This window comes from Synechococcus sp. BIOS-U3-1 (assembly GCF_014279975.1).
Classification (GTDB): Bacteria; Cyanobacteriota; Cyanobacteriia; order PCC-6307; family Cyanobiaceae; genus Synechococcus_C.
In genome coordinates, this window is sequence record NZ_CP047936.1 from 315,307 (window position 1) to 336,086 (window position 20,780).

Annotated in this window: 19 protein-coding genes and 1 tRNA gene; 9 read left to right on the plus strand and 11 right to left on the minus strand. The window is 57.4% G+C overall.

The window, feature by feature from the left end; all coding sequences use genetic code 11:
• Positions 1 to 118 precede the first annotated feature (118 nt).
• The 5 genes from fabI (at position 119) to SynBIOSU31_RS01430 (ending at position 5,254) form a co-directional block, all read left to right on the plus strand.
• Positions 119 to 901: an enoyl-ACP reductase FabI gene (gene fabI, locus SynBIOSU31_RS01410; RefSeq protein ID WP_186492766.1), complete on the plus strand. Its 783-nt coding sequence runs from the start codon at positions 119 to 121 to the stop codon at positions 899 to 901.
• 83 nt (positions 902 to 984) lie between these two features.
• On the plus strand, positions 985 to 1,590 hold the full coding sequence (hisB, locus tag SynBIOSU31_RS01415; RefSeq protein WP_186492767.1) for an imidazoleglycerol-phosphate dehydratase HisB: 606 nt from the start codon (positions 985 to 987) through the stop codon (positions 1,588 to 1,590).
• Positions 1,591 to 1,634: 44 nt separating this feature from the next.
• The gene (locus SynBIOSU31_RS01420) at positions 1,635 to 3,137 is read left to right on the plus strand and encodes a carotenoid oxygenase family protein (RefSeq protein ID WP_255477304.1); all 1,503 of its coding nucleotides are present in this window, start codon (positions 1,635 to 1,637) and stop codon (positions 3,135 to 3,137) included.
• 123 nt (positions 3,138 to 3,260) lie between these two features.
• Positions 3,261 to 3,959: an SIMPL domain-containing protein gene (locus SynBIOSU31_RS01425; protein ID WP_186491544.1), complete on the plus strand. Its 699-nt coding sequence runs from the start codon at positions 3,261 to 3,263 to the stop codon at positions 3,957 to 3,959.
• Positions 3,960 to 4,000: 41 nt separating this feature from the next.
• A complete protein-coding gene (locus SynBIOSU31_RS01430) occupies positions 4,001 to 5,254 on the plus strand; it encodes an MFS transporter (RefSeq protein WP_186491546.1) in 1,254 nt (417 codons plus the stop codon).
• Here SynBIOSU31_RS01430 and SynBIOSU31_RS01435 read toward each other — a convergent pair.
• The 6 genes from SynBIOSU31_RS01435 to SynBIOSU31_RS01460 all read right to left on the minus strand — a co-directional run bounded on the left by SynBIOSU31_RS01435 (position 5,169) and on the right by SynBIOSU31_RS01460 (position 12,176).
• Positions 5,169 to 6,743, minus strand: a complete 1,575-nt coding sequence (locus tag SynBIOSU31_RS01435; protein ID WP_186491547.1) for a BCCT family transporter — start codon at positions 6,741 to 6,743, stop codon at positions 5,169 to 5,171. The two genes, SynBIOSU31_RS01430 and SynBIOSU31_RS01435, sit on opposite strands and share 86 nt — an antisense overlap.
• Positions 6,744 to 6,768: 25 nt before the next feature.
• Positions 6,769 to 7,956: an FAD-dependent oxidoreductase gene (locus tag SynBIOSU31_RS01440; protein WP_186491548.1), complete on the minus strand. Its 1,188-nt coding sequence runs from the start codon at positions 7,954 to 7,956 to the stop codon at positions 6,769 to 6,771.
• Positions 7,953 to 9,008, minus strand: coding sequence for a Glu/Leu/Phe/Val dehydrogenase dimerization domain-containing protein (locus SynBIOSU31_RS01445; protein WP_186491549.1), 1,056 nt, complete (start codon positions 9,006 to 9,008; stop codon positions 7,953 to 7,955). Before SynBIOSU31_RS01445 ends, SynBIOSU31_RS01440 begins: the two co-directional genes overlap by 4 nt.
• Positions 9,008 to 10,045 (minus strand): SAM-dependent methyltransferase, encoded by a 1,038-nt coding sequence (locus tag SynBIOSU31_RS01450; protein ID WP_186491550.1) that lies wholly within the window; start codon positions 10,043 to 10,045, stop codon positions 9,008 to 9,010. The genes SynBIOSU31_RS01445 and SynBIOSU31_RS01450 overlap by 1 nt, the downstream gene beginning before the upstream one ends.
• 77 nt (positions 10,046 to 10,122) lie before the next feature.
• Positions 10,123 to 10,710, minus strand: a complete 588-nt coding sequence (rdgB, locus tag SynBIOSU31_RS01455; protein ID WP_186491551.1) for an RdgB/HAM1 family non-canonical purine NTP pyrophosphatase — start codon at positions 10,708 to 10,710, stop codon at positions 10,123 to 10,125.
• A gap of 2 nt (positions 10,711 to 10,712) precedes the next feature.
• Positions 10,713 to 12,176: a phosphoglucomutase/phosphomannomutase family protein gene (locus SynBIOSU31_RS01460; RefSeq protein ID WP_186491552.1), complete on the minus strand. Its 1,464-nt coding sequence runs from the start codon at positions 12,174 to 12,176 to the stop codon at positions 10,713 to 10,715.
• A gap of 53 nt (positions 12,177 to 12,229) precedes the next feature.
• Between SynBIOSU31_RS01460 and SynBIOSU31_RS01465 the strand changes: the two genes are divergently transcribed.
• Complete coding sequence (locus tag SynBIOSU31_RS01465) at positions 12,230 to 13,795, plus strand: TM0106 family RecB-like putative nuclease (protein ID WP_186491553.1); 1,566 nt, start codon at positions 12,230 to 12,232, stop codon at positions 13,793 to 13,795.
• Here SynBIOSU31_RS01465 and ygfZ read toward each other — a convergent pair.
• The 5 genes from ygfZ to SynBIOSU31_RS01490 all read right to left on the minus strand — a co-directional run bounded on the left by ygfZ (position 13,696) and on the right by SynBIOSU31_RS01490 (position 18,754).
• Positions 13,696 to 14,550, minus strand: a complete 855-nt coding sequence (gene ygfZ / locus SynBIOSU31_RS01470) for a CAF17-like 4Fe-4S cluster assembly/insertion protein YgfZ (RefSeq protein WP_186491555.1) — start codon at positions 14,548 to 14,550, stop codon at positions 13,696 to 13,698. The genes SynBIOSU31_RS01465 and ygfZ overlap by 100 nt on opposite strands.
• The gene (gene pyrE, locus SynBIOSU31_RS01475; protein WP_186491557.1) at positions 14,550 to 15,131 is read right to left on the minus strand and encodes an orotate phosphoribosyltransferase; all 582 of its coding nucleotides are present in this window, start codon (positions 15,129 to 15,131) and stop codon (positions 14,550 to 14,552) included. Before pyrE ends, ygfZ begins: the two co-directional genes overlap by 1 nt.
• Positions 15,132 to 15,866: 735 nt before the next feature.
• Entirely contained in the window at positions 15,867 to 16,874 is a 1,008-nt protein-coding gene (locus tag SynBIOSU31_RS01480) for a GDP-L-fucose synthase family protein (protein ID WP_186491559.1), read from the minus strand.
• Positions 16,871 to 18,034, minus strand: a complete 1,164-nt coding sequence (gmd, locus tag SynBIOSU31_RS01485; RefSeq protein ID WP_186491561.1) for a GDP-mannose 4,6-dehydratase — start codon at positions 18,032 to 18,034, stop codon at positions 16,871 to 16,873. Before gmd ends, SynBIOSU31_RS01480 begins: the two co-directional genes overlap by 4 nt.
• Before the next feature lie 528 nt (positions 18,035 to 18,562).
• The gene (locus SynBIOSU31_RS01490) at positions 18,563 to 18,754 is read right to left on the minus strand and encodes a hypothetical protein (RefSeq protein WP_370593646.1); all 192 of its coding nucleotides are present in this window, start codon (positions 18,752 to 18,754) and stop codon (positions 18,563 to 18,565) included.
• 80 nt (positions 18,755 to 18,834) lie between these two features.
• On the opposite strand from SynBIOSU31_RS01490, the gene SynBIOSU31_RS01495 reads away from it, so the two are divergent.
• The 3 genes from SynBIOSU31_RS01495 to SynBIOSU31_RS01505 all read left to right on the plus strand — a co-directional run bounded on the left by SynBIOSU31_RS01495 (position 18,835) and on the right by SynBIOSU31_RS01505 (position 20,747).
• Positions 18,835 to 19,335, plus strand: coding sequence for an occludin/ELL family protein (locus tag SynBIOSU31_RS01495; RefSeq protein ID WP_186491563.1), 501 nt, complete (start codon positions 18,835 to 18,837; stop codon positions 19,333 to 19,335).
• A gap of 12 nt (positions 19,336 to 19,347) precedes the next feature.
• Positions 19,348 to 19,420, plus strand: a tRNA-Ile gene (locus tag SynBIOSU31_RS01500).
• A gap of 13 nt (positions 19,421 to 19,433) precedes the next feature.
• Positions 19,434 to 20,747 (plus strand): hemolysin family protein, encoded by a 1,314-nt coding sequence (locus tag SynBIOSU31_RS01505; protein ID WP_186491565.1) that lies wholly within the window; start codon positions 19,434 to 19,436, stop codon positions 20,745 to 20,747.
• The last annotated feature ends 33 nt before the right edge of the window (positions 20,748 to 20,780 follow it).

Sequence of the window (20,780 nt, forward strand, 5' to 3'; positions counted from 1 at the left end):
AACGGCGGACTTTTGAGCAGCCATCCTGTCGATCCAACGGCTCGAACGCGACCGCTCTTGGGAGTTTGGGTCGGGGATGATGGAGAATCTCCTCAACAGTTCAGCGAAGACCGGTCCGATGCTTCTCGATCTCACGGGCAAGAAGATCCTCGTTACCGGCATCGCCAACAATCGATCGATTGCCTGGGGCATCGCTCAGCAGCTCAAAGCGGCCGGCGCCGAGTTGGGCATCACCTATCTCCCAGATGACAAAGGTCGTTTTGAGACCAAGGTTCGTGAGCTCACCGCACCGCTTGAACCCTCTTTGTTTCTGCCTCTGAATGTTCAGGATCCCGTTCAAATGGAGACGGTCTTTGCAGAAATCAAGCAGAAGTGGGGCGTCCTTGATGGATTGGTGCATTGCCTTGCTTTCGCGGGCAAGGAAGAGCTGATCGGTGATTACAGCGCCACGAGCTCCGAGGGTTTTGCCCGTGCACTCGAGATCAGTGCCTATTCCTTGGCTCCCCTGTGTCGTCATGCCAAGCCGTTGTTCAGTGAGAAAGCCGGGGTGGTCACGCTCACTTACTTGGGTGCTGAACGAGCCATCCCCAATTACAACGTGATGGGTGTGGCCAAGGCGGCTCTGGAAGCTTCCGTTCGCTACCTCTCCGCCGAGCTTGGTCCGGATAAGCAGGTTCGGGTGAACGCCATCAGTGCAGGCCCGATCCGCACTCTGGCCAGCTCTGCCATCGGCGGCATCCTCGACATGATCCACAACGTGGAGGAGAAAGCTCCGCTGCGCCGCACCGTCACACAGACTGAGGTCGGCAACACTGCTGCATTCCTGCTCAGCGAGCTGTCCAGTGGCATTTCCGGCCAAACCATCTATGTGGACGCGGGGTACTGCATTAATGGCATGTAACTCTGCGCTGATGGCCCTTGGTCAGCGCCGTCTGTTTCGGCATGATCGGAGCAGCGAAGTCGCCGCCTCCGGAGCTGAACAGCATGCGTACGGGTGAGATCCATCGAGTCACCGGTGAAACCGATGTCAAGGTGTGCCTGGATCTGGACGGCAGTGGGAGGTGCCAGGCCAGCACCGGCGTGCCCTTCTTGGATCACATGCTTCATCAGATCAGTAGCCATGGCCTGATCGATCTGGAGATCAATGCGGTGGGTGATACCCACATTGATGATCACCACTCCAATGAAGACGTGGGCATTGCCGTGGGACAAGCCCTGGCCCAGGCGCTGGGTGATCGTCGAGGCATCGTGCGTTTCGGTCACTTCGTCGCGCCGCTGGATGAAGCCCTGGTGCAGGTCGTGCTCGATTGTTCGGGAAGACCCCATCTCTCGTACAACCTCACGATTCCGAAAGAGAAGATCGGTCGCTACGACACCGAGCTGGTCAAGGAGTTTTTTGTGGCGGTGGTCAACAACAGCGGGCTCACCCTCCATATTCGTCAGCTGGATGGGACCAATTCCCATCACATCGTTGAAGCCTGTTTCAAGGCCTTTGCCAGGGCGTTGCGTATGGCGACGGAGATCGACCCGCGTCGTGCCGGTGCGGTTCCCAGTAGTAAGGGTGTGCTCGAGCAGGCCGGAGCGAACTAAGCCTTCGCCGCGCTTCACAGTCCGTTACGAGAGGATGGAGGCCGATGCCGTTGTTCTCCGTGACCGTCGCTCCCGCCGCTGAACGTTTCAATCGGTCGGAATGGGCCAGCGCCTTCCGCAATGTTGAGCAGGAGCTCACTGAGGTTGCGCTTCAGCCAGCGAGGGGCAATGTGCCGTCCGAGCTGCTGGGAACGCTTTACCGCAATGGCCCTGGATTGATGGAGCGCGACGGTCAGCGGGTCCATCATCCCTTTGATGGTGACGGCATGATCACCGCGATCCAGTTCAACGCTGAGGGGGTTTCGCTCACCAATCGTTTTGTGCGTACGGCTGGATGGCAGGCCGAGGAAGCTGCCGGCAAGGTGCTGTATCGAGGGGTTTTTGGCAGCCAGAAACCTGGAGGTCCACTGGCGAATGCCTTTGATCTGAGGTTGAAAAACATCGCCAACACTGGTGTTGTGCAGCTTGGTGACCAGCTGCTCGCGCTTTGGGAAGCGGCCGAACCCCATGCGCTCGACCCTCGAACCCTTGAGACCCACGGCATCAGCTTGCTAGGGGGTGTTTTGAAAAAAGGTGAGGCCTTCAGTGCACACCCTCGCTTCGATCCCGGCCATCACGATCGTCCGCGCATGGTCACCTTCGGGGTCAATACCGGGCCACGCAGCACCATCCGCTTGATGGAATTCGCCACGGAAAACGACTCCACCGCTGGAATCAAGGCCGGAGACCTGCTGAGCGACCGGCGTGACAGCTTCAACGGCTTCGCCTTCCTGCACGATTTCGCCATCACACCCAATTGGGCGGTGTTCCTGCAGAACGCGATTGACTTCAACCCGCTTCCTTTTGTTCTCGGCAGGAAAGGTGCGGCCCAGTGTCTGCAATCCAAGCAGAATGGTCAGGCCAAGTTTTGGCTGATTCCACGGGATAGTGGTGCCTATGCCGGCCAGGCCCCTCGGATCGTGGATGCGCCCGAGGGCTTTGTGTTTCACCATCTCAACGCCTGGGAAGAGCAGGGTGATGTGGTCGTAGAGAGCATCTACTACAGCGATTTTCCTGCGATCGGCCCCGATGTCGACTTTGCAGCCGTCGACTTCGACCTGATCCCCGAGGGTTTGCTCGAGCAGTGCCGCATCAACCTGCAGAGCGCCTCGGTGCAGACCACGCGTCTCAGCGAACGCTGCTGTGAATTTGCGATGGTCAATCCTGCGAAGGAAGGCCTTCCCTGTCGCTTCGCCTGGATGGCGGCTGCAGCGCGTGAGCAGGGTAATGACCCTCTTCAGTTGGTTAAGAAGCTTGACCTGGTCAGCGGTGAGCGTCAGATCTGGAGTGCGGTGCCCCACGGCTTTGTGAGTGAGCCCTTGATGGTTCCCAGGCCAGGTGCAAGCGCCGAAGACGATGGCTGGGTGCTTGAACTGGTGTGGAACGGCGATCGGGAAGGTTCTGATCTTGTGATCCTTGACGCTGCTGACCTGCGCGAGCTGGCGGTGTTCGAGCTGCCGTTGGCGATACCCCACGGTCTGCACGGCAGCTGGGTTGATGCCAGCTGAATCAGTCGGATTTGGTGGTGTCTTAAGGGGCGCTGGTCATGGTTCTGCAATCGTCTGAGGTGGTGCCTGATCTAGACAGCGAAGCAAGATCCTGCGCTTGTTTCGCCCTTGACGTCCTCAGTCTTGAATTCCTCAGTCCTGTCCTTGGCATCAGCTCTGCTGCTGTGTCCGGTGATCTCGCTGCTGCCTAATTCGGCCAAGGCTCAGATACAGGGCCCTTCTTGCAGGGGAACTCTGTTGCAGCTGACTCTGCGCGAGAGCGGTGAAAGTCGAACTGAGAGCTTCCGCTTCAACCTGCGCCTTGAAGCGGAAGCTTCCAGCAGCGCAGCCGCACTGGAACAACTCAGTGGGCGTTTGCTCAGGCTGCGCAAGGAGTTGGAGCCCCTAGTCATCGGTCGGCTTGTGACCCCTGCGCCGAGAACGTATGCCACGCCAGGTTCTCAGCAGTTGAAGGGCTATCGGGCCTCTACAAGCATCAGCGGAACGGTGGGTCGCAGCAACTACGACACCCTGATTGAGCGTGCCGGCCGTTTGCCGGGCGTTCGACTCCAGGGCATGACCTCTTTGCCATCCGCTGAAGGCCAAGACCGCCTGCAAGACCAACTGCTTGAGAAAGCTCTGCAGCGCGGTCGCAGGCAGGCAGAGCGAACAGCATCTGCCCTGGGGCTACGTCGCGTTGCGTTGCTGCGCATCGATCAACGCAGTCACTCCACCGCCCGCCCCTCTCCAATGGCGGTCAGGGCTGCACCACGATTTAGGCCGGAGGAAGCACCGCTGCCCAAAGCCAGCCTCAGTCTTGCGTTGGATTACTGCCTGAACTGAGCGATTCCCCCACACTGACTTTGAGCTGTTGGCAGAGAGTCATGGAGGCGAGACGCAGCGATCGGTTGCTCTGGGTGACGAGTCTTCTGTTTGTGGTCTGGCTGGTCTGGGTGGAAACCAGCTTTCAGTATTTCGAAGGTTCACTGGGATCGGATCTGCGTCTGCATTCGGCAGGGGTTGCGCTGGTTGCCGGCAGTTTTTTGTTGCCCTACGGCCTGGTGCAAGTGCCCGTTGGCCGTTTGATCGACCGGGGCAGGGTCGAGCTCTGGCTGCTGCTGGCGGCTTTGGCCGCAGCGTGCTGCAGCCTGGTGTTTGCGAGTAGCGACAGCCTGCAGGGGCTGCTGCTGTCCCGTATCGGCACTGGCATGGCTTGCGCTGTGGCGTTCCCTGCATCAGCGTTGCTGGCACGTCGCAGCCTGCCCGCAGAACGCTTCGCTCTGGCGATGGGGTTCACCGATGGCCTGTTGGGGGTTGGTGCCGCCTTGGCGGCCGTCGTGCCCCTGCTGCTAGGCCGCTCCGGCTGGCGGGATCTGGTGCTCCTGCAGGGTCTGTCCCTGGCCCTGATTGTGGCGTTGCCGATGCTTCTGCTCGGGGCCAGCCGACGCGCGCCTGCCGTGTTGCCAAAGGCAGAGCAGGACGTTCGTGTGCAGCGCTGGACCAGGGCTGGAGTCAATCGCCTGATTCAGTGCTGCCTTCTCTACGCGTGGGGGCTTGGCTTCGTGTTCGGGATGGCGCAGTACGGCCTGCTTTCCAGCTTGCGCGGCTGGTCCAGTCCGTTGATGGAGAGTCTCACCCTGATCATGTCGATCGGTCTTGTGGTGGGGATGGTTGTCAGTGGGGCTCTTGGTGGCCGACCTCAGCAACGTGGTGGTTTGCTGTTGGCCGGCACCGTGATCACGCTGCTCTCGCTGTTGCTGTTGATCATGCCTTCTCTGCCTCGTGGGGTTCTGATGCTGCCGGCTTTCAGCTTCGGTGTTGGCATCGGTACGTCCGTGCTGGCGTTCCCGATCGCGGAAGCTGCTGCACCTCCAGGGCAAACAGCGATGACGGTGTCGATCGTCAACACCTCCGGCACGGTGATGGGCGGATTGATGACGATCGTGTCTGGGCTGATTCTGCAGGCCTCTCCTCAGGGAGACCTGTCGCTGGTGCTACTGATCTATGGAGCACTGGCCCTATTTGGTGTTGCAATGGCCAGCTGGATCAGTTTCAGCTCTGAGCTGGCTGTCGTTGGCGCCATTCCTTCCAGGCCAAACGTGGTGCGGTCCAGAGACTCAGCAGAACCAGAGGAGTAACCGGCACCGCCGTGATCACGATGAAGGCTTGCAGTGCGGTGACCGAGGTGTTGTCGCCCAGGCTGGTGCCGATGCGCAGCAGCACCAGGGTGAGGCTGCCGATCATCAGAGCCCAGAACAAACGCAGCAGCGTTGGGGGGGTTCGCTGGCCACTGACCACCATGGCTGCGGCATAACTCATTGAGTCGGCACTGGTGGCCATAAACAGCACCACCAACACAAGACCGACCGGAATCAGCAGCCAGGACAGTGGAAGCTGGCCGAGAATCGCTAGAAGTGCCCCCGACTCCCCGCTGGCGCTGAGAGGGACACTGATGGAGCCAGGGTCGGCGAGTTCCAGCTGCATGCCAGAACCGCCGAGCAACGTGAACCAGATGTTGGTCACGATCGGGCAGAGGATGGCCACCGCAAGGACCAGTTCCCGCAGAGTGCGGCCGCGGCTGACTCCTGCTGTGAACAGACCCATCAGGGGCGCATAGCCGAGGAACCACCCCCAATAGAACACAGTCCAGATATTCACCCAGTTGCCCGAACTGCTGTTGGGCGCAAGGGCCATGCGCGGCAGATTGGTGAGATAGAGCCCAAATGCGCTGATGAAGTGCTGAATCAGCCAAAGGCCTGGGCCCAGCAACAGCAAAGCAGCGGCGAGTCCGAGGGTCAGCCATACATTCAGCTCAGACAGCCACTTGATGCCTCGTTGGATTCCACTCACGGTGGAGGTAGCAAACACTGCTGTGAGCAGGACGACTACGAGTGATTGGAGACCTGCGCTGTCCGTGAATGCAGGCAGCCTCCCCGCGGCGTTACTCAGCTGAAGAGAGAGGAAACCCAGGGGGCCTACGGTTCCTGCGATGGCCGCCACTACGGAGAGGCCGTCCGCCAGGTCTCCAAGGGGACCTCCCACCCAGCGGCTGGGAAGGATGCCCACCAGCAGCGTTCGTGGTCGCAAAGGTTCGCCCCGTTGCTCCTGGATCGAGAGGGTGATCGTCACCGTTGTTGCCACCAGGGCCCAGGCCAGGAATCCCCAGTGCAGGAAGCTCACGGCCAGGGATGGATCGACCGCAGCAGCTGTTGATCCCTCCACTCCGACGAAGTAGGGCGCGGGATCTTTGAAGTGGAAGAGCGGTTCGGCTGCAGACCAGAACACACCACCGCCGGCCAGCAGCGTGCAAATCAGCACAGCACACCAGTCGAAGAATTTCAGGCTCGGTTTGGCATCAGCTCCTCCCAGGCGCAAGGTCCCGATCGGGCTGACCGCCAGCACGATGGCAATCACAAACAGCAGCAGCACCATCCACTGCCAGAGGCCGCCGAGAGCGTTGCTCACGATGGCTTTTCCTGAGCTGGTGAAATGTTCCGCCAGTTTGAGGTCAATGGCGGCGACGACAAGAAAAACCAGCAATGGCCCTGCGCCGATCCACAGGGGTTTGCGTTGCCACCACTGACTGGTTTCAGTCGCGCCGTCCTGGAGGGTTGATGGGTCGGGCAAGGGAGATGTCTTGGCGGGAGGGTGTTTAGGCGCTGACGGCTTCGCGCTGGTGACTCCAGCAGGAAAGATCAACAGCAGGGGTTTCGCCGCTGGCAAGTCGTGCCAGCGAGTCGCCGATCAGGGGAGCGAATTTGAAGGCTTGGCCTGAACCACCGGCAAACAGGCTCAGCTTGGGGCTCAGGCGGTCCAGCACGAAATTGACGTCGCTGGCCATTGAGTAGGGACTGATCACTGTTTCGACCCTTTCCTGGACGCCTTCGACTTCGTTGAACAGGAACGTGTCGAGCAGTTCGACCAGCCTTGCCGGTGGCTCGGTGGTCATGGCATTGGGTTCTGCGACACGTAGTTCCTTGGGTGCCCAGTCGATGCCAGCCTTAATTCGTGGCCGGCCGTCGTTGGTCTGGCTGAGTACTGGGAAGCCGTAATACAGACCTCCGTCATCGCCGCGTTCTTTCTGGAAGCAGAACCATTGCGGATAACGATCCGCCAAAGCAGGGTCCACGGTGTAATGAGCCCAGAGCATGGGCCAGACCTCGAGCTTCGGAGCGAGACCCAGCGGTGCCAGCATCAGCTGACTCCAGATGCCGCAGGCCACGACCAGCTGACCGGCGGTGATGTGGTGGCCGCTCTCAAGAGTGACGCCACCACCGTCGGCATCCAGGCTCGCCACCGGGCAATGTTCGACCAGTTGATGTCCGGCCTGACGGGCTGTACTGATCCAGTGGGCCAGCACCTTGTCGCTGCGCACCGCTCCAGCGGTGGGCTCAAACAGCCCGCTGAAATCGCTTTTTGGTTTCAGCGGAAAACGGGTTGAAATCTGGTCGGCATTCAGTGCTTCATACGGGATGCCCTGTTCGTCCATCACCCGGCGGGCACCAGGAATCGACCCTTCGATGGTTTCTTCATCCCAGCTTTCGCCGTAAAACAACAACCCATGGGTTTCGCGCAGCTGTTCTCCTGCGTGAATCTCTTCCTCACGCCAGAGCCTGTTGGCCTCTTGAGCGAGACGGCAGAGCACGGGGTCGGAGTACATCTCACGAAACATCCGGGTTTCGCCAAAACTGCTGGCCTTGGCATGCGCCAGGGTTTTGGCCTCGAGCAGCACCACGTCGTTGATGCCGCGACGGGCCAGGGATGCGGCACAGCTGAGACCGGCCATGCCACCGCCGACAATCACCACCGATGCCTTAGAGGGAAGAGCGGCTGAGCTCATGCCTCGTCTCCGAAGCTGAGGCCGATCGGATCGGTCTCCCGTTCGGCGGTCACTTCCACCAGAGCTGCTCCAACGGAAAGGCCCTGATCGCGCTGATTGAGGTAGTCAGTGGCTCTTTGGCGCACCTCACTGCGCACGAAGGCGTAGACATCCTCCGCTCCAGCACCTTTCCAGGCATCGGGTGAGAAGCGTTCGATCGAGTCAGCGATGACCGCGCCCGCATTGACCAGTGGATCTGGCAGCACTCGGATGCCCCGGCGACGCAGGTCGTCGGCGAGTTGAGAGCTTTGGAACGGAGCATTGGCCGCTGGGACCACGGATTTGACTCTCAGGGCCGAGGCGATTTCAGCATTGATCAGACCTGAGATCGAGCAGGGCAGCAGCAGATCCAGCTTCAGCTCCCACCATGGACAGTCCTGAGGCAGAGGGGTGGCACCAGGGAAGCCTGCACGTTCGGGACTGAGATCCACGGTGAACACAGTCCAGCCGTGCTCAACCAAGACGCGGGCCACTGTGCCGCCGACGGCGCCACATCCATGCACCAAAGCTCGGCCGGGTTTCGCGTCAGCCAGGGTTGATTCGAGTACGGCTTCAACGGCGCCGAGGGTGCCATGAGCCGTTGCTGCGCTGGCATCAACAGGACTGCCGACTGCTGCCAGCACATGGGGAGTGAGCTCCGTCAGGCGCTCCATGTCTTCCAGGCTGGTATTCAGATCGCAGCCAGTAATCATGGCTCCGTCAAGAGACTCCAGAAGCCCAGCGGTGACGCTGATCAGCTCGTCCTTCACCGCTTCCGGCTCGGCGGCGCGCGCCACGATCTTGCCGCCGGCGAAACCGGTGCCGTAGAGATCGTGCTTGTGGGTCATCAGCCCAGCAAGTCGCTGTCCGTCAGCAATGCAGGCCTCATCGCTTGGGTAATTGAGCAGGCGTAAGCCGCCGTTGGCGGGGCGGCGCGCATCGGTGTTCTCGGCCACCACGAACACCGATAGATGCTCGGAGACATGTTCAGCTAGCACCGAGACGTCCGGCGCAGGTCGGGTTGTTGTTGTCATCAGGCCACTCTCTCCATCATTTGGTGGTGCTCCACGTAATCCAGGCTCCACTCGGTGGGTGCTGCCGCAATCCGTTTCTCCAAGCGGCTGTATACCTCATCAGCCACCGCATCTCCGGCAGTGCTGGCGAAGCTGTGACGGCTCCAGCTGCGGATCGTGGCCATCAGTCCAGCGGCGAAGGCAGCAGTGTCGCCATTCTCCTCCCAGCGGCGGCGGTAGGGGCACTTGACATACACCGTGCGCTCATCCACCAGACGCAGTCCATTGCGGTAGGGCGCCGAGCTTTGGTCTTTCAGTGGCGCCATGAACTCTTCGGGTGACTTGTAGAAGTTCAGCACCGTTCCCTTGCGGTACTGCTCCTCAGAGATCACGCCTTCATCGGCAAGACTCTTCCAGATCTGATGCAACTGGTCGTGCACATTGCGGGTTTCGCCGCCGTTGTTGCCCAGATAACGACCCTCTTCATCGCGTGACAGGTTCACCGTCAGCAGCCGACCACCAACTTTCAGCTCTTTGCTGCGCAACTCCAAGACATAAGTCCAGTCCTTGAGAGCCTGCGCTGTGAAACGTTTCAGAGCATCGGCATCACCGGATGCCAGCACGTGGGTATGGGTATTCAGCGGACCTGGCGACTCGCTCAGCCAGTGCATTGCCGTGGCGGAAAAGCCAAAGCTCACCGTGTTGGGACCCACTGATGGCTCATAGAAGCTGCGGGCGCTCACCAGCACCGTGGGCTTGGGAGTGCGCGGGATCTGTCGTGCCAGATTTTCGGCGAGGGCAACGTTGTCGTTGCTGGGCAGATCGTTACCGATCAGGGTCAGGTGCGCCTGAGGCTGGTTGGCGTGCAAGCGGTCCAGCACCTGGTGCCACAGACCCACGGCAGTCCCTCCATCGGCGGCTCCGTAATCGATCAGCACATGGCTGTCAGCGATAGCAAGTTGGTCAACACAAGTCAGGGCCCAGTCCGAGGCGGCTTCGATGCAAAGCAGAGCGCCTTCAGTCTGTGCGCTGTAACCGGTGGTCATGGCGATGGCCATCGACCTCGTCAGCGACAGATACCACCGTACAGGAACTGTTTGTCAGCCCCTCGTCATCATTAGTGCATCCAAGGGTCTCACTGCTGAGACAGCAGTTGCCGCAGGCGAGGTTCCAGCAAGGTGAACGCGCGACCTCGATGGCCGTGGGCTTTTTTGTCCTGCAGAGACATTTCTGCGAACGTTGCCTGTGTGCCTTCGACTTCAAAAATTGGGTCGTAGCCGAAGCCTTGATCTCCCCTTGGTGTTCGGGTGATCCATCCCTTGCACTGGCCCTCAACCTCGAGCAACACCGTGCCGTCGGGAGCTGCCACACAAAGGGCTGCGCAGAAGCAGGCGTTGCGCTTGTCTTCAGATTCGAGTGCTTGCAGCAGCCGAGCGATTCGTTCTGGATCGCTCGGGGCGTAGCGGGCGGAGTGAACGCCTGGCGCTCCACCAAGCGCATCCACGCTCAGCCCTGAGTCGTCCGCAAGCGCCCACTCCCCGGTCTCTGCCGCCACTGCAAGCGCTTTGATGCGCGCGTTGGCGGTGAAGGTGCTGCCTGCTTCCTCAACGTCCAACCCCTCAGGCTGGGCTTTGACCTTCAGCGGTAGTCCGCTAAGCAGACCCTTGAATTCCCGCACCTTGCCGGGATTGCCACTGGCGATGATCAGGATTTGCGTGTCCATGCTCAAGCGGCCTCCGCGTAGCTGCGCGCCCAGGCCAGCACGGCCGTTACTCGATCACTGTCGGGTGCTTCGCAATACAGCCGGAGCAGGGGTTCAGTGCCGGAAAAGCGCAGCATTAACCAGTGGCTAGGGCCGAGCCGCAGTTTGACGCCATCCGTCGTGATCACCTCCGTCACGGCCTGGCCCGCCACTTGTGCTGGTGGCTCGGTCGCCAGTCGTTGTTCCAGGCGACGACGGGACTCCATATCGGGCAGGCGCAGATCGAGCCGGTCGTAATGACTCGAGCCGCCGCAGCGCTGACGCAGAGCCTGCATGCGGGCTCCCAGCGGCATGCCTCCCTGAACGAGGGCCTCCAGCACGAGCATGGCGGCGAACAATGCATCGCGTTCAGGCAGGTGCATGCCGAAGCCAACGCCTCCCGACTCCTCTCCACCGATCAACACCTCATTCACCAACATCTCTGCGGCGATGTACTTGAAGCCCACGGGTAGCTCAAGCACTTCTCGGCCGTGGTCCTCTGCGACCAGTCGCATCAAGTCGGATCCGCTGACGGTCTTCACCACAGTGCCGGGCAATTGCCTTGCTCCAGCCAGATGATCGATCAGGAGAGGCATCAGTTGCTGGGTGCTGCAGAAACAACCGTGCTCATCCACTGCTGCGATGCGGTCGCCATCACCGTCGAAGACAAGGCCCACTGCAGGCTGCCCGTGGCGACCAGAGGTCTGAACCGCTGCGATCAGATCCTTGAGGTGAGATGCGAGCGGCTCGGGAGGACAGCCGCCGAAGAGAGAATCTCGCTGGCTGCGGATTTCGGAAACGAGGCCATCGGCATCAGTTTCGAGCAGATCCAACACACAGCCTGCAGCTGAGCCATGCATTGGGTCCACGATCACCCGCAGGTTCATGGCCTTGAGTCCAGCGGTGATGGCGCTCAGATTCAACTTGGTTCTCAGCCCTTCCAAGTGCTCGCTGCGTGCGTCAAAGCGTGCCAGCTTCCCCGCAACCGGCACGTTGATGCTGCCTGCCGCCAATCGCTGCTCCACCGCTGCAGTGAAGCTGCCGTCCACTGATCCGCCGAATGGTCCCTTGATCTTCAAGCCCAGCCATTCGGGCGGGTTGTGGCTGGCGGTGATCACGAGGGCTCCCAAGGCCCCGCGCTGCACCACGGTCCAGCTGCATGCCGGTGTGGGAACAGGGGTGCTTGTGAGCAGGGGCTCTAAGCCAACTCCGCGAACGGAAGAAGCGATCGCCTCCGCAAGCTCCGGTGCCAGGAACCGGCGGTCGTAGCCGATCACCACCGTTTTGCTATTGAGCTGAGCCGGTGCTTGGTGGGCGAGTTCCTGGGCGGCCGCCGCCGCCACCGGCAGCAGCCGCTCCAAGGTGATGTCCACGCCGAGGATTCCTCGCCACCCGTCGGTGCCGAAACGGATCGGAGCTGCGCACAGAGGGAGGGGAGCCGTCGCCATGGCATGCCTTGAGTCCATCTGGATTTAGCAGTTGGCCGCCTTAACCTCGGTTCATGGGTGACACCCCTTCTGCTGACAAGCCGCTCACCGACCGACTGCTGCGCAGCTGGTCCCGTTGCCGGCGCCGCGCATGGCTCGATCGCCATGGTGATCAGAACAAGAGGGTTTACAGCGCCCATCGCACCCTGCAGCTTGATGATCAGCAACGCAGTTTCGTTGCGTTATTGCCGCAGAAGCCAGGACATGGGGTTGCCGCCTGCGAGCGGGGGGAAGTTGGTGTCGTGGGATTGAGGCTGCGTGGCCGCACCGAGGAGGGATACAGCATCGAGGCCCATCCAGCGCTGTTGCAACGTCAGCCTGGTCGCAGTCGCTGGGGCGATTACGCCTATCGCCCCGTCCTTGCCAGGCAGGGACGACGACTCACCAGGGAACATCGGCTTCAGCTGGCGTTGTCAGCTCGTCTGCTTGCACTGTTTCAGGACTCTCCTGTGATGGCTGGGCTGGCTCTGGCTGGAGCAGGTCGCTACCTCGAGAAGGAGACCGTTGCTCTCAGTGAGAACCAGCAGCGTCAGCTGGATGAAGCACTGCGCAAACTGGCGGCTGACCTGCAGCGAACCGAGCCACCCCCGCTCGCATCAGACCGACGTAAATGTTCGTTGTGCAGCTGGCGAGGGGTGTGTAACGCCGAAGCTCGACGAGATGGACATCTTAGTGAGGTCAGTGGTATCGGTGCCAAGCGGCGGGAGATGCTTCTCGAGCTGGGGATTGATGGCCTCAATGCACTTGCCGATGCTGATCCGAATGCCTTGGCGGAGCAGCTGCAGCGATTTGGAGACCAGCACAGAGCCGTGGCGGCTCCCCTCGTGGCTCAGGCCCGAGCTCAGCGGGATGGGCAGGCGGAGGCTCTGGCCGATTCTTTGGCTTTGCCGGAATTGATCAATGCGCCTGGGGTGCTGCTGTATGACATCGAATCAGACCCGGATGCCCGAGATGACTTTCTGCATGGATTTGTCTGTTTGCCTCGGGACCCCGACGGTCGCTGGGCTCTTGAGCAGGCCAGTTACCACCCTCTGCTCATGCTGCAGGAGCATGGTGAAGGCCGTTGCTGGCAACGCATCCAGCGATTCCTGAACCGTTATGAGGGCTGGCCAGTGCTCCACTACGGCGAGACCGAGTCATTGGCTCTGCGCAGGATGGCCCAACGTCAGGGCGTCAGTGAGGGGGATCTGCATGCCCTGCGCTGTCGGCTGGTTGATGTGCATGCCCGAATACGCACTCACTGGCGACTTCCCCTGAGTAGTTACGGGTTGAAGACAGTGGCTGATTGGCTTGGATTCAGTTGGAGTCAGGCAGGGGTGGATGGTGCGAGGGCTCTGCTGTGGTGGAGGCAGTGGCGTGGCACCGGACCGCTGGACCGTGGGCATGTCCAGGCTCTGCGCTGGATCTTCACCTACAACCGTGACGATGGGTTGGCGACCTGGGCTGTGGCTGAGTGGATGCTCAAAGCTGACAGCCGCTCTCAACCTCGGGCGGGTGGATCGCAGAAGGTGCTGGGCCGCGCAATGGAGACCACCACATCGTTGTTACCTGCTTGCAATGTTTCTGCATCCAGTGCCTGACGTCGGACCAGGGCAAGGCCGAAACTGCTCCCCGTTGCCTTGTCTCGGGACACGCTGGTGATGATCCCGGCACGCGAGTTGTTCAGCTTCAGCTGATCGCCGCTTTCCAGCACATGTTGAGTTTCAGAGGTGCTTTGCCAGCAACGCAGCTGTTGTTTCACGCCACCGCGGGACGCCAGTTTGGCCACGGTTTCCTGTCCGAGATAACAGCCTTTGTTCAGCTCGACCCAATTGGACAAACCCAGTTCAAAGGGATTGGTGTCGCCAGTGAGCTCCTGATCTCCAAGCGGCCAGCCCTGTTTGTTGCGCCAGTCTTCCAATTCTGTGGGGTTGCAGGGTGAGAGATCTGCCCAGGGGCTCGTTGGCTCGCTGGTTTCATTGAGCCAGATCACCTGGTTCAAGTTGGGCGCTTTGCCCGCCTCAAGGCGTTGCATCCGGCGCTGCTGGCGCCTCTTTCCAAGTCGCACCTGGTCTGCAGGAAAGATCACCCGATCAAACCCGTCAGCGACGCTGTCGCTGTCTCCGTTGAGCACGAGCACATCGGCACCATCTGCATCTAGACGAATTTCAAGCAGGGCCTGTACACGGCCTGTGGCATTGAGCCAACAGGCCTGGATCAGTTCGCCGTGGGCGCACCCGTCGACCCTGGAGCTGGTCTGGCCATGCAGGAAGCTGCTGCATCCACTGCCTTCAAGACGGACGAGGGGGAATCGCGCTTCCCAGATCAACGCTGCGGAGTCCTGATTGCTGTTCATCACTGTTCAAGCTCCTTGGCTCTGGCAGCCACCTCGCTCAGTCGAAACAGGCTGACCAGTTCCAGGCCCGCTTGATCCATGGCCTCCTGACCACCTTCTTCACGATCCACGATGGTGACCACGCGCCGAACGGAATATCCGGCTTCTTTCAGCTGGTTCACAGCCTGGATCGAGGACCCACCGGTCGTGACGACGTCCTCCAGCACCGTGACTAGGGCACCTGATGCAGGCAATGGGCCTTCCAGCCAGGCACCGGTGCCATGGCCTTTGGCCTGTTTGCGCACAATCAGTGCATTCAAATCACGGCCCTGCTGCGCCGCCGCCATGGCCACCCCGCTCACCAGGGGATCGGCCCCAAGCGTGAGCCCTCCAACGGCCGCGGCATCGTTGTCCACCAGGGCCAGCATGGCGGGACTCAGCAGCGCCAGGCCGCTGCCACTGAGGGCCACCGGTTTGCAATTCACATAGTGTTCGCTGCTGCGTCCCGACGCCAGGCTGAACTGTCCGTGCCGGTAAGCCTCCCGGGCCAGTCGCTCTAGTAGGACCTGGCGATCCGTAGACGGGTCGGAATGAACGGACATAAGGGCTGGTGCTTCGCGGATCCTCTACCTAGTTTGCGCGCAGTGATGCCTCTTCCCTTGGACAGGCTGCGATTGGGAACTTAACTTCAGTGTTTATGAGGTATGTCCACATCGATAGCATCTAAAATGGCAAGTGTGGGTTAAAAACTTCAAGATTGCGGCAATTATTGATCCATAAATTGCATTAAAATGAAATTGCTTAAAAGCCTTATTAGGCCAAAGATTTCAGTTTTAAATATTTAGACATGTATAGGCGTCATGCAAAATTAAGTAATCTGATAAATCCGAAAAGTGAAAATAATTTTTCTTGAGTATTAAAACGCAGGTCTTTTAGTTGTGAATAGTCGGCTTGCTTGGTGTCGCAAGCAATCGACAGTAAATCTTTTGAGAATTGAGTCGGAACGCCGGCAATTTAATGTGGATAATGTCATGCATGCAAATAGCAGATTGAAATTAATGCAACATTTTAGCGAAAAGTCTGAAGTGAAAAAAATTTGAGCTTGATTCGAAAAAAATGCTAGAGCCATTTTCTGGCATGCGACTAAATAATTGTATGTTCAACCTTGGAATAGATTTTAAAATAAATGTACCCAGCAGGCCTGTATAGTTAGTTGCCAACAAATTTTCTGCATTTAAGAGTTTTTTTATTTAAGACCAGGCAAAGTATTCCTGCCATGTATAAGTTAAAAATCAGTAAATATCGTTAAAGGCCTAAAGGAATTACAACTATTTTTGTTATTTAGCTTCTAATGATGTTAAGTAATCTTTGTATGTTTGATGTATGCCAGCGCTGAGGCTAATTTTTGGCTTCCACCCTAGCTGCAAAAGTCTATTTGTGTCCAGATTTTTTCTTGGCGTTCCATCTGGCATACTTGCATCCCAGTAAATTTTTCCTTCGAATTGCACTACCTCCGCAATTTGTGTGGCTAATTGGCTGATTTTTACCTCTTCCCCTGACCCTACATTTAACAAAGAAGTCGATTTCTTTTTGTTGTCATTGCTGTCACCTTCGACTTTATTGGCTTTATAATTTTCTAAAACAAAGACGCAAGCCTCGCCTAAATCTTCTGAATGCAAAAACTCTCTTAAAGGTGCTCCAGTGCCCCAGCAAGTTACACTGCTAGCGCCTACATGTTTTGCTTCATGAAAGCGGCGAATTAGTGCTGGTAGTACATGACAATTTTGGGGATGATAATTGTCTCCTGGGCCATATAAATTGGTTGGCATTAAGCTTATCGCGTCAAAGCCATATTGCGTTCTAAGTGAGTCGCATAATTTGATTCCTGTTATTTTGGCAATTGCATACGACTCATTAGTAGGCTCCAATGCACCTGTTAGCAATGAATCTTCTTTAATCGGTTGCTCTGCAAATTTGGGGTAAATGCAGCTGCTTCCCAAAAATAGCAAGCGTCTTACGCCGGCCTTCCAAGCACCTTCAATTACATTCGTTTGGATTTTCAAATTCTCTAATAGAAAATCCGCTGGATATGTTTTGTTTGCATAAATTCCGCCAACTTTTGCTGCAGCTAAAATAACTATGTCAGGTCTATTTATTTTATACCAATTTTTAACAGCTTCTCCATCTAACAGGTCTAGCTCTTGGCGTGTTGGCATTAACAACTCACCTCCCATGGATGTATCGCCATACCTATTCTTTCGCAAAGCCTTGCATATTGCGCTGCCCGCCATTCCACGTGCTCCTGCAATAAAAAAACGATCATTTGCCTTGATCAAATTGCTCACTCTGTTCCTCCTGAGCCCTGCATCGGCTTTTGGCTTGTAGGTGGATTTTCCATGGAACTCACTACTTTGAATCCTTTCTTCATTAAATAAGCTTCTTTGCTGGCTTCTTCTTTATCAAGAGCCACCATTTCTGCCACTAGTTCTTCTAAAGTTGTAGTTCGTGCCCAGCCCAGCTTTTCCATTGCTTTTGTTGGATTGCCTAGTAAGGTCTCTACTTCCGCAGGTCGAAAATAGCGCGGGTCAATTCTTACCACTACTTCTCCGCTTTTGCGTATACCAGTCTCTTGTAATCCCTGACCTTCCCAACGGATTGCACCCCATTCAAGTTCAAGGGCTGTTAATTCAATAAAACGCCTCACGCTTTCTTGCCGTCCGGTTGCTATTACGAAGTCTTCCGGTGGACCCTCCTGTTGCAGCATCCGCCACTGCATTTCTACATAGTCTCTGGCATGTCCCCAATCCCTCTGCGAATCAAGATTACCCATGTAAAGGCAATCTTCTAGGCCCGCATCAATCCGCGCCAATCCACGCGTGATTTTCCGCGTCACGAAGGTTTCTCCGCGACGTGGACTCTCATGGTTGAACAACACCCCGTTGCAGGCATACATTCCGTAAGCCTCACGGTAATTCACCGTAATCCAATAAGCATATAGCTTTGCTACTCCATAGGGGCTTCTTGGATAGAAAGGCGTACTTTCCTTCTGAGGCGTTTCCTGTACTAAACCATATAATTCGCTAGTGCTCGCTTGATAAATTCGCGTTTTTTTTATTAGGTCGAGGATTCGGACTGCTTCTAAAATGCGTAATGTTCCCAAGGCATCACAATTAGCAGTATACTCAGGGACTTCGAAGCTTACTGCTACATGACTTTGGGCAGCAAGATTATAAATTTCATCTGGCTGTACTTGTTGGATTATGCGGATTAAATTAGTGCTATCTGTCAAATCTCCATAGTGAAGTATTATTCGCGGGTCGTACTCATGTGGATCCTGGTAAAGGTGATCAATGCGATCAGTATTAAAACTGCTTGATCGCCTTTTGATTCCATGTACTTCGTAACCTTTCTCAAGAAGCAATTCCGCCAAGTAGCTTCCGTCTTGACCAGTAATGCCTGTGATTAATCCAATTCTGCGGTCGGTTTTTTTTAATGATGGGTTCATCGAGAGCCTGAGTAAAGTCCTTGATGTAGCGTTTACGCGTAAGGTCTATTTCGATGTTAGCCTTGCAAGTCAAGATTTACAAGTTTCAAATAAATTGCGCTGTGTGGAATGTTGCTGCAGGTCGAGAGTTGGGCAAAGTCAGTAATGCCGCATGAATATTTTGCAATAATTGTGATGCAAGGTCTTGCTTATTAATATCAAAATTAAATATCATCGCTTTCGCGGAAAATTATTTAGTTTGGTCTTTAGCCATCAATTTTGCAATTAGTGTGCTCTTGCTCAGTTTTCCCTTGGAGGGGTTTGGCAATTGACTGGGTGCGAAAAGCGAGATTTCGTAAAAAGTTCATTTTGGCTTGTTTGCGATGGATCAGTCCAGGCATATCTTTTTGGCTTTATTTTTCAGGTCTGACGCGTAATCAGTAATGCTGCATTCGCATCCTAATTAAATTTGTTAAAGTCACACCTTAACAACGTGTAATTCTCGAAATTTGAATAACTTTTTCTGCATTGCTTAGAAGATAAATTAAATTATATTAGTGAAAATGTACATAAGCAGAGCAGCGCAAGGCCCCTGCCACTGAGAGCCACCGGCTTGCAGTTCATGGAGTGCTCGCTGCTGCGACCCGATGCGAGGGTGAGCTGCCCGTGCCGACAAGCCTCACGGGCCAGTCGGTCCAGCAGGATCTGGCGATCCATTGATGGGTCGGAATTGACGGGCATGGGGCTGGTGCTTCGCGGATCCTCTGCCTAGTTTGCGCGAAGTAGTGCCTCCTCCCTTGGACAGGCTTCGATTCAGAACTTTGTTTCTGCTTCTGTCACTGAGTTTGTTTCAGGCAGCGGCAGTGGCCCGACCGGTGGTTTGCTCCACCACGTTGGAGGCTCCTTCGACTGCGATCTCTGCAGCTGATGTGACTCCATCACCGGTTGAGGTCACCCGTTGCGGGCCGGTGCAGAGCACTTCAGCCTTTATGGAAGAGCGCTTCTATGGCTGGACAGCTCCTTATGCCAGCGGTGTGGATCTCCTGCATCAGGTCACGGACCTGCTGGGCATTGCCGTTGCCGGTCCTCAGGGCAACCGCTACATGGGATTCGGTTTCCCTGATCAGACGATCATTTGGGACGGAACTGCCGTCGAGAACACCTACACGATGCTGCTTGAGGATCAAAGTGATCCGATCCCCTGGCGCACCGTTGACATCCCCAATGGCTTCAGCGGCAGCCTGGTTGATGACGTGTCCTCGTCAGGTTTTGGCGAGTATCAAGAGGAGGAAGCCTTTCCGCCTGTGCGTGCCCTGTGGTAAATCCACAAATCTGGGGGTCTAGCAATCTGGTGAATGCAGCGAACTCATAATTCGCCTTAGGCGGGTTCGATCCCCGCGACCCCCATCGTTTTGTTCCAATGCGCACCCTGCTGCTGATCGCGCTGCTGGTTCTCCCGGCTCTGTTTTCAGCTGCTGAAGTGGCCCTTCTTCGGCTCAGGCCCAGTCAGGTGCAGGCTCTCAGTGAGGAGGGCCGCCCCGGTGCCCAGTCGGTACAGCGTCTGCAGCGGCACCTGCGCATCGCTCTGCTGATGACCCAGTTCGGGGCATGTTTGTCGCTGGTTGCCTTGGGCTGGATCGGTCGTGGATTCGGTCAGCGCTGGTGGCCACTGGAGATGCCCGCAGGCCGCTGGTGGGATCTCGCCTGGTTTTTGCTGCTGGTCGTGCTGGCCACCTTGGTTGCCGGCCTGCTTCCACGGGCCTGGGTGCTCAGCCGTCCTGAGTTCGCTGCCCTGCAGCTTGGTCCTGTTCTCGAGGGGGCGATCCGGGTGCTGAGTCCCCTGTTGTCGTTTCTCGACAGCCTGGCTTCGTTATTGCTGCGATTGGCGGGGCTCACTCAGCGCTGGGATGCTCCCGTACCGGCTCTCACGGCCGGGGAGCTGGAGACTTTGATCGAGAGTGGCGCAGTGACCGGTCTCAAACCAGACGAGCGCAACATCCTTGAAGGCGTGTTCGCATTGCGTGATACCCAGGTTCGTGAGGTGATGGTGCCGCGATCCGGGATGGTCACCCTTCCCGTTGAGGTCCGTTTTGCGGAGTTGATGGAGGCTGTGCACCGCACCCGCCATGCGCGCTTCCCCGTCATCGGTCAGTCGTTGGATGATGTCCGTGGGGTCCTTGATCTGCGGCGTCTCGCCGAGCCCATCGCTCGGGGCGAGTTGCGTGAGGACTCCTGGCTTGAGCCCTACCTGATGCCTGCGCAGACGGTGCCGGAGACGAGCAACTTGGCCGATCTGCTGGCCATCATCCGCTCAGGGAACCCCCTGCTACTGGTGGTCGATGAACATGGCGGTACCGAGGGCCTTGTCACTGCAGCAGATCTCACCGGAGAAATCGTTGGTGATGAACCTGACGATGAAACCGATGAACCGGACCTGGTGCCCATGGATGATCAGCCGGGCACTTGGCTTGTGGCCGGGGATCTGGAGATTGTTGAGCTGAATCGTCAGCTGCAGCTGGACCTCCCCGAAGCCAGCGACCATCACACCCTGGCTGGATTCCTGCTGGAACGGCTGCAGCACATCCCCTCACCTGGCGAGGCATTGCGCCACCACAACATCCAGTTCGAGATCGTTGCCATGGCTGGTCCCCGCATTGTGCGGGTGCTTCTGGTTCTGATTGAGGAGCCGGATTCGCCCCTTGATTCCCACAATCCGGACCAGGGATTGATGTAATTCACTCTCCATTGCATTGATCACCGATAATCA

Excerpts from the sequence above, each read along its gene's own strand:
- fabI (WP_186492766.1), top strand. The coding sequence starts at position 119 with ATGCTTCTCGATCTCACGGGCAAGAAGATCCTCGTTACCGGCATCGCC.
- hisB (WP_186492767.1), top strand. The coding sequence starts at position 985 with ATGCGTACGGGTGAGATCCATCGAGTCACCGGTGAAACCGATGTCAAG.
- SynBIOSU31_RS01420 (WP_255477304.1), top strand. The coding sequence starts at position 1,635 with ATGCCGTTGTTCTCCGTGACCGTCGCTCCCGCCGCTGAACGTTTCAAT.
- SynBIOSU31_RS01430 (WP_186491546.1), top strand. The coding sequence starts at position 4,001 with ATGGAGGCGAGACGCAGCGATCGGTTGCTCTGGGTGACGAGTCTTCTG.
- SynBIOSU31_RS01440 (WP_186491548.1), bottom strand. The coding sequence starts at position 7,956 with ATGAGCTCAGCCGCTCTTCCCTCTAAGGCATCGGTGGTGATTGTCGGC.
- SynBIOSU31_RS01445 (WP_186491549.1), bottom strand. The coding sequence starts at position 9,008 with ATGACAACAACAACCCGACCTGCGCCGGACGTCTCGGTGCTAGCTGAA.
- SynBIOSU31_RS01450 (WP_186491550.1), bottom strand. The coding sequence starts at position 10,045 with ATGGCCATCGCCATGACCACCGGTTACAGCGCACAGACTGAAGGCGCT.
- rdgB (WP_186491551.1), bottom strand. The coding sequence starts at position 10,710 with ATGGACACGCAAATCCTGATCATCGCCAGTGGCAATCCCGGCAAGGTG.
- SynBIOSU31_RS01460 (WP_186491552.1), bottom strand. The coding sequence starts at position 12,176 with ATGGCGACGGCTCCCCTCCCTCTGTGCGCAGCTCCGATCCGTTTCGGC.
- SynBIOSU31_RS01465 (WP_186491553.1), top strand. The coding sequence starts at position 12,230 with ATGGGTGACACCCCTTCTGCTGACAAGCCGCTCACCGACCGACTGCTG.
- ygfZ (WP_186491555.1), bottom strand. The coding sequence starts at position 14,550 with ATGAACAGCAATCAGGACTCCGCAGCGTTGATCTGGGAAGCGCGATTC.
- pyrE (WP_186491557.1), bottom strand. The coding sequence starts at position 15,131 with ATGTCCGTTCATTCCGACCCGTCTACGGATCGCCAGGTCCTACTAGAG.
- gmd (WP_186491561.1), bottom strand. The coding sequence starts at position 18,034 with ATGAACCCATCATTAAAAAAAACCGACCGCAGAATTGGATTAATCACA.
- SynBIOSU31_RS01490 (WP_370593646.1), bottom strand. The coding sequence starts at position 18,754 with ATGCCCGTCAATTCCGACCCATCAATGGATCGCCAGATCCTGCTGGAC.
- SynBIOSU31_RS01505 (WP_186491565.1), top strand. The coding sequence starts at position 19,434 with ATGCGCACCCTGCTGCTGATCGCGCTGCTGGTTCTCCCGGCTCTGTTT.